Here is a 6,575-nt window from a genome sequence, read left to right on the forward strand (position 1 = left end):
GGTCTTGTAGACCCCGCCCTTGGCCTCGCTCTTGGCCATGGAGGAGCTGTTCTGGGGCGACGCAGGCATCGCCCTGTCCATCGTGGGCACGGGCCTGGCCGCCGTCGGCGTCCTCGCCAACGGCACCGAGGAGCAGATCGGCACCTGGATCCCCCAGATGTACGGCGACCCGAACGACGTCAAGGTCGCCGCGTTCTGCTCCTCCGAGCCCGACGCCGGTTCCGACGTGGCCTCCATGCGCACCAAGGCCGTGTACGACGAGGCCAAGGACGAGTGGGTGATCAACGGCACGAAGACCTGGGCGACCAACGGCGGCATCGCCAACGTCCACGTCGTCGTCGCGGTCGTCGACCCGGAGCTCGGCTCCAAGGGCCACGCGTCCTTCATCGTGCCGCCGGGGACGCCCGGACTCGCCCAGGGGCAGAAGTTCAAGAAGCACGGGATCCGTGCCTCGCACACCGCCGAGGTCATCCTCGACAACGTCCGGGTGCCCGGTTCCTGCCTGCTCGGCGGCAAGGAGAAGCTGGACGAGCGCCTCGCCCGGGCCCGGGAGCGGGCGAAGTCGGGCGGGGAGCGCGTCAAGAACGCGGCGATGGCCACGTTCGAGGCATCCCGGCCCGCCGTCGGGGCCATGGCGGTGGGTACCGCCCGCGCCGCCTATGAGGTCGCTCTCGACTACGCGAAGACCCGTGAACAGTTCGGGCGGCCGATCATCGACAACCAGGGTGTGGCCTTCCAGCTCGCGGACATGCGCACCTCCATCGACGCGGCCCGGCTGCTGGTGTGGCGGGCGTCCTGGATGGGGATCAACGGGAAGCCGTTCACCGCGGCCGAGGGGTCGATGTCGAAGCTGTTCGCCAGCGAGACGGCGAAGAAGGTGACCGGACAGGCAATCCAGATCCTGGGCGGCAACGGGTACACGCGGGAGTATCCGGTGGAGCGGATGCACCGGGACGCGGCGATCTACACCATCTTCGAGGGGACGAGTGAGATCCAGCGGCTGGTGATCGCCCGGACGTTGGCGGGGATGCCGATCCGGTAGCGCCGTCGGGGTGCGGGATCTCCTCACCGGTGCTTCAAGGGCGTGAGTTGTTCGATGTCGTAGCGCTTGCGGAGTTCCTCGATCGCCTGGTGGTCCGGAGGGCCGCCGCTTCCCAGGATCTCCAGGAGCTCCTCGAAGTAGCGTTCGTGGTCCGGTGGCGGGGATGCCTGGAAGAACATCTTCGCCGGGGTGTCCGTCGGATTGGCGAAGGCGTGCGGGCAGCCCGGGGGTACGACGATCACCGTGCCCGGGGTCGCCCGCACCACCCTGGAACCCGAACTCGACTCCCAGCGCTGCCAGTTGTCGGGGGTGCGGATGCGTGGCTCGAAGGCGAGGACGTCCAGCTCGCCTTCGAGGACGTAGAACAGTTCCTCGCTGCGGGTGTGCACATGGGCGCCCACGTCGAAGCCCGGCGGGACCTCCACCTCGAAGGTGGAGGCCGTCCGTGAGTGCGTGCCCGTCACCTTGAACGTGACACGCTGGGCCGGCGTGTGGACCACACGCCCGTGGCCCGGCGGTACGAGAAGTCCCTCGGTCGTCGTCATGGGCCGCTCACCAGGTCACCGGAAGGGCCTCGGGTCCCCGGATCAACGCGCCCTTCCGGAAGGGCACCTGCTCCGGGGGCACCGCGAGCCGCAGTCCGGGCAGCCGGTCGAGGAGGGCGTCGACCAGCAGTTCCTCCTCCAGCCGGCCGAGCTGGCCGCCGGGGCAGTAGTGCGGGCCGAACCCGAAGGAGACGTGGGGGTTCGGGCTGCGGGTGAAGTCGATCGTCTCCGGGTCGGGGAAGACGTCCGGGTCGCGGTTGGCGGCCAGGTACGAGACGTAGACCGGGTCACCCGCGCGGATCAGCACACCCTTGATCTCCACGTCCCGCAGGGCGATCCGGGACAGCCCGACCGCGCTGCGGTGCGGGATGTACCGCAGGAGTTCGTCGATCGCCCCGGGGCGGATCTCCGGCTCGGTGCGCAGCCGGTCTAGGAGGTCGGGACGGGTCAGCAGCAGGTAGAACATCTGCCCGCTGTTGTTGGTGACCGCCTCACCGCCGATCTGGAGCAGCACGGCGAGACCGACCGCCTCCTCCAGCGTGACCTCGCCGCGGCCCACCGCGCCGCCGAGCAGTGACGTCACGTCCTCGCCCGTGCTGTCCTCGCGCAGCGCGATCAGATCGCCGAAGTAGGCGCTCATCTCGCGCTTGGCCTTCTCGCTGACCTCCTTGCCGTGGCTGGAGGACAGGATCAGCTGGGTCCAGATGTGCATGCTGTGCCGGTCGGCGGCCGGTACGCCCATCACCTCGCAGATCACCGCGATGGGGAACGGGCTGAGGACCGTCGCCGTGAGATCGGCCGGCGGCCCGTCCTGGACGAGTTCGTCGACGATCTCGTCCAGCATCCGGCGCGCCTTCTCCCGGACCCGCTCCACCCCCTTGCTGGTGAGCGCGGGGGCCACCGTGCGGCGCAGCCGGGTGTGGTCGGGCGGGTCGAGGAAGCCGACCGCACCCGGGTCCGGGATGAAGTGCGGGGCGAGCCGGGTGACCGGCTGCGCCATCACCGCCTCGCGGCTGAACCGGGAGTCGTTGGCCACCATGCGTACGTCGTCGTACCGGGTGACCAGCCACGCCCAGCCCTCGCCGTTCGGCAGCTGGATCCGGGTGACCGGGCCCTCGCGCATCAACTCGGCCAGGGTGGGGTCGAAGTCCACCCCCGCCAGGTCCGGCACCGCCCAGTGCCGGACCGGACAGGCGGCCTCGACGGGCACCGCGCCGGGTGCCTCGTCGGCCGGGTCGAGTGGTTCGGTGAGCGTCATCTCGGTCAGGCCGCCTCTCCGTCCGAACGCCGCCAGCGACCCAGCGACATCTCCGCGGTGATGCCGGGACCGAACCCGGCGAGCAGACCGCGCGCCTGGTGCTCGGCACCGCCCTCGTCGAACATCCGGCGCAGCGCGTCGAGGACGACGGCGCTCGCGATGTTGCCGTACTCGGTGAGCGTGGACCGGCTGAACCGGAACGCGTGCGGATCGACCTGGAGGAACTTGCTCAGGTCGTCGAGGATGCGGGGGCCGCCCGCGTGGACTATGTAGAAGTCCAGGTCGGCGGCGTCCCAGCCGTGCAGTCCAGCCAGGTCCTGGAGGGCCGGCGCGAGCGGCTCCATGGTCGCGGGCACCCGCTTGTCCAGCAGGAAGTGGAACCCGGTGGCCCGGACGTCGTACATGATCCACTCTTCGGTCTTCGGGATCAGGTACGAGCCGTTGCGTTCGAGCTCGACGCCCGTGCCGCCCTTGCCGCGGACCACGGCGGCGGCGATGCCGTCACCGAAGAGGCCGTTGGAGAGCAGCGAGCCGACGCCGAGGTCGGTGGGCTGGTAGCACAGCGAGCAGAACTCGCAGGCCACGATGAGCGCGTTGGCGTCCGGGTACGCCGAGCAGAAGTCGTGCGCCCGGTTGATCGCCGCCCCGCCGGCCGCGCAGCCCAGCTGGGCGATGGGCAGCTGACGGGTGGTGGAGTCGAAGTCCATCTCGTTGATCAGCCACGCCGTGAGCGAGGGCATCATGAAGCCCGTGCACGAGACGTAGATGATCACGTCGATGTCGGTGGTGAGCAGTTCGGCGTCGTCGAGCGCCCGCTGGATGACTGCGGGGACCCGGGACTTGGCCTCGGCCTCGTAGAGCTTGTTGCGCTCCTCGAAGCCGGGGTGCTTGAGGGTTTCCTCGATCGGCTGCACGATGTGCCGGGTGCGAACGCCCGTGTTCTCGATCAGTCTCAGCGCCAACGGCAGCTGCGGGTGGTTCTCGTGGTGGGAGCGCGCCAGTTCCAGCGTCTCCTCCATCGTGATCACGTACTCCGGGACCGACACTGAGGGTTTGCACAAAGTCGCCATGAACCGTGCCTGCTTTCAGCCTTCCGGCGGGTTTGGGCCCGCCGGTTGGAAGGTGGTTCACCTCAGGAGGTGGTTCCCTCACGATCACCCGTGAGGGCGACGATCTCGCGTCGGACTACTCCGAACCGGTGACCCCGTGTCAGGGTCGGATCACCACAGAGGTATCCCGAGGAACAGGAAGAAGCAGGTCAGGACAGGCGCACGAGCCGCGTGCGGCGGACTACCCCCCCTGCCCGCTGCTGTGGGCGATGCAGGCCACGTCGATCCGGTCGGCCAGCTTTGCGAGCTCGATGGTCAGAGCGGCCACCGTGTCCTCGTCCAGCCCGCCTTCGTCGGCCTCGACAAGACGCAGCCACCGCGCCCCCAACGTCCGCAACAACTTACTCACGTCGGCCGCGGCCACCTGCAAGGTACCGCGGTCGTCGACGATCAGAGGCAGGGTCACTTCGCGGTTCACACTCGGGATCGTAGCCGCGCGACCGTCACGCACCCTGCCAAACGGTGGTGATGTTGCAGAACTCCCGGATTCCGTGCCCGGACAGCTCACGGCCGTATCCGGACCGCTTCACACCCCCGAAGGGGAACGCGGGGTGGGAGGCGGTCATGCCGTTGACGAACACACCGCCCGCCTCCAGGTCCCGCACGAACCGGTCCACCTCGGCGTCGTCACGCGTCCACACGTTCGAACTCAACCCGAAGGGTGAGTCGTTGGCGATGAGGACCGCCTCGTCCAGGTCCCCGGCCCGGTACAGCGTGGCCACCGGCCCGAACGCCTCCTCGCGGTGGATCCGCATGTCCCGGTGGATCCCGGCGAGCACGGTCGGCGGGTAGAACCAGCCCGGACCGTCCGGCCGCTCCCCGCCGCACAGCACCTCGGCGCCCGACCGCTTCGCGTCCTCGACGAGTTCCTCCAGGTCCCTGCGCCCCTGTTCGCTGGAGAGCGGGCCGACGTCCGTCCCCTCGTCCATGGGGTCGCCCACCGTGAGCGCCCGCATGCCGGCCGCGAACTTCTCGGCGAACGCGTCGTAGACGTCCGTGTGGACGATGAACCGCTTCGCGGCGATGCACGACTGCCCGTTGTTCTGCACCCGTGCGGTCACCGCGGTGCTCGCGGCCCGGTCGATGTCGGCCGACGGCATCACCACGTAGGGGTCGCTGCCGCCCAGTTCCAGTACCGTCTTCTTGATCATCTCGCCGGCGGTGGCGGCCACCGCCCGGCCCGCGGGCTCACTGCCCGTGAGCGTCGCCGCCTTCACCCGGTCGTCGCGCAGGATGTCGTCGACCGCGCCGGAACCGATCAGCAGGGTCTGGAAACAGCCCTCGGGGAAGCCCGCCCGGTGGAACAGGTCCTCCAGGTACAGCGCGGTCCCCGGGACGTTCGACGCGTGCTTGAGCAGGCCCACGTTGCCCGCCATGAGCGCGGGCGCCGCGAACCGGACCACCTGCCAGAGCGGGAAGTTCCACGGCATCACGGCCAGTACCGGCCCGAGCGGGCGGTAGCGCACCCGCACCCGGGACGCGCCCGACTCCTTCACGTCCGTCTCGGCCGGCTCCTCGTCGGCCAGCAGTTCCTCCGCGTGGTCCGCGTACCAGCGCATCGCCTTCGCGCACTTCGCGGCCTCCGCGCGGGCCTGCTTCAGCGGCTTGCCCATCTCGGTGGTCATGGTGCGCGCGATGTCGTCCTGGTCCGCGTCCAGCAGGTCGGCGGCCCCGTGCAGCAGCCGGGCGCGCTCGGCGAAGCTGCTCGTGCGGTACGTACGGAACGTCGCCTCGGCGAGTTCGAGCCGGCGTTCGAGCTCGTCCTCGTCCATGGGCTCGAACGTTTCGAGCGTCTCGCCGGTCGCCGGATTGACCGTGGCGATGGGCATGGCTGACCTCCCTGGGAGCGGGCTTGCTATGACCTTCCCGCGCGGTCCGGGCGACCGCAACGCGTAGGCCCCTGTTCAGCCCGAGTGCTCCGCCAGCCGGTCGAGAAACGCCGCCTGGGCGGGAATGATCACCTCGCGGGCGCGGTCCGGGGCGAACCAGGCCACCCGGTCCAGCTCCGGGAACTCCTGGACCCGGCCCGAGCGGGGCGGCCACTCCATCGTGAAGGTGCCGGGGACGATCGTCGCCGGATCCAGGTCCGCCTCGACCGCCCACGCCGTGACGATCTTGCCGTTGGCCTGCCGGACCTCGCCCAGGGCGATCGCCTCGCCGTCCGGCGGCGCCAGGCCCAGCTCCTCCCGGAACTCGCGCCGGGCCGCCTCCCAGGCCGGTTCACCGGGCTCGTACTCGCCCTTGGGGACACCCCACGCCCCCGCTTCCTTCTTCGCGTAGTACGGGCCGCCCATGTGCCCGAGCAACACCTCGACGCCCTCGCCGGTGCGCCTGAACAGCAGCAGGCCCGCGCTCCGCTTCGGCTCCGTCAACGCCGTACCTCCGGGTGGGCGGCCAACAGGGCCTCAACGGTATCGGCCTGCTGAGGCCGCTTGTCCTCGCGATAGCGCACGACCCGGGCGAACCGCAGGGTGACGCCGGCCGGGTAGCGGGTGGACCGCTGCAGGCCGTCGTAGGCGATCTCGACCACGAGTTCGGGGCGTACGGTCACCACCCGGCCGTTGTCCGAGACCTCCAGTTCCTTCAGCCGGGCGGTCTGCCACTCCAGCATCGTGTCGGTC

General features: G+C 70.0%; 6 protein-coding genes and 2 pseudogenes. 1 reads left to right on the forward strand and 7 read right to left on the reverse strand.

Translation table 11 applies throughout. From position 1 onward, the window contains the following. Positions 1-31: 31 nt before the first annotated feature. Positions 32-1,042 (forward strand): annotated as a pseudogene (locus ABZ646_RS37115) (acyl-CoA dehydrogenase family protein); the annotation flags it as partial. 23 nt (positions 1,043-1,065) lie between these two features. On the opposite strand, the gene ABZ646_RS37120 reads toward ABZ646_RS37115, so the two are convergent. From ABZ646_RS37120 to ABZ646_RS37150, 7 genes and pseudogenes are all read right to left on the reverse strand, one after another. After that, positions 1,066-1,587, reverse strand: a complete 522-nt coding sequence (locus tag ABZ646_RS37120) for a cupin domain-containing protein (RefSeq protein WP_360529238.1) — start codon at positions 1,585-1,587, stop codon at positions 1,066-1,068. Positions 1,588-1,594: 7 nt separating this feature from the next. Next, a complete protein-coding gene (locus tag ABZ646_RS37125; RefSeq protein ID WP_360529242.1) occupies positions 1,595-2,845 on the reverse strand; it encodes a cytochrome P450 in 1,251 nt (416 codons plus the stop codon). Between the two features lie 5 nt (positions 2,846-2,850). Continuing rightward, complete coding sequence (locus ABZ646_RS37130) at positions 2,851-3,915, reverse strand: type III polyketide synthase (RefSeq protein ID WP_360529245.1); 1,065 nt, start codon at positions 3,913-3,915, stop codon at positions 2,851-2,853. A gap of 220 nt (positions 3,916-4,135) precedes the next feature. After that, on the reverse strand, positions 4,136-4,372 hold the full coding sequence (locus ABZ646_RS37135) for a DUF6213 family protein (protein ID WP_132887885.1): 237 nt from the start codon (positions 4,370-4,372) through the stop codon (positions 4,136-4,138). Positions 4,373-4,397: 25 nt separating this feature from the next. Then, positions 4,398-5,783, reverse strand: a complete 1,386-nt coding sequence (locus ABZ646_RS37140; RefSeq protein ID WP_360529248.1) for an NADP-dependent succinic semialdehyde dehydrogenase — start codon at positions 5,781-5,783, stop codon at positions 4,398-4,400. Positions 5,784-5,858: 75 nt separating this feature from the next. Next, the gene (locus ABZ646_RS37145; protein ID WP_360529251.1) at positions 5,859-6,326 is read right to left on the reverse strand and encodes an NUDIX domain-containing protein; all 468 of its coding nucleotides are present in this window, start codon (positions 6,324-6,326) and stop codon (positions 5,859-5,861) included. Then, positions 6,323-6,575, reverse strand: a pseudogene (locus ABZ646_RS37150) (ATP-dependent DNA ligase); the annotation flags it as partial. The gene ABZ646_RS37145 and the pseudogene ABZ646_RS37150, both read right to left, overlap by 4 nt.

The sequence above is a fragment of the Streptomyces sp. NPDC007162 genome, from assembly GCF_040634175.1.
Classification (GTDB): Bacteria; Actinomycetota; Actinomycetes; order Streptomycetales; family Streptomycetaceae; genus Streptomyces.

Coding starts and splice junctions, on each gene's coding strand:
- ABZ646_RS37120 (WP_360529238.1), bottom strand. CDS start 1,587: ATGACGACGACCGAGGGACTTCTCGTACCGCCGGGCCACGGGCGTGTG.
- ABZ646_RS37125 (WP_360529242.1), bottom strand. CDS start 2,845: ATGACGCTCACCGAACCACTCGACCCGGCCGACGAGGCACCCGGCGCG.
- ABZ646_RS37130 (WP_360529245.1), bottom strand. CDS start 3,915: ATGGCGACTTTGTGCAAACCCTCAGTGTCGGTCCCGGAGTACGTGATC.
- ABZ646_RS37140 (WP_360529248.1), bottom strand. CDS start 5,783: ATGCCCATCGCCACGGTCAATCCGGCGACCGGCGAGACGCTCGAAACG.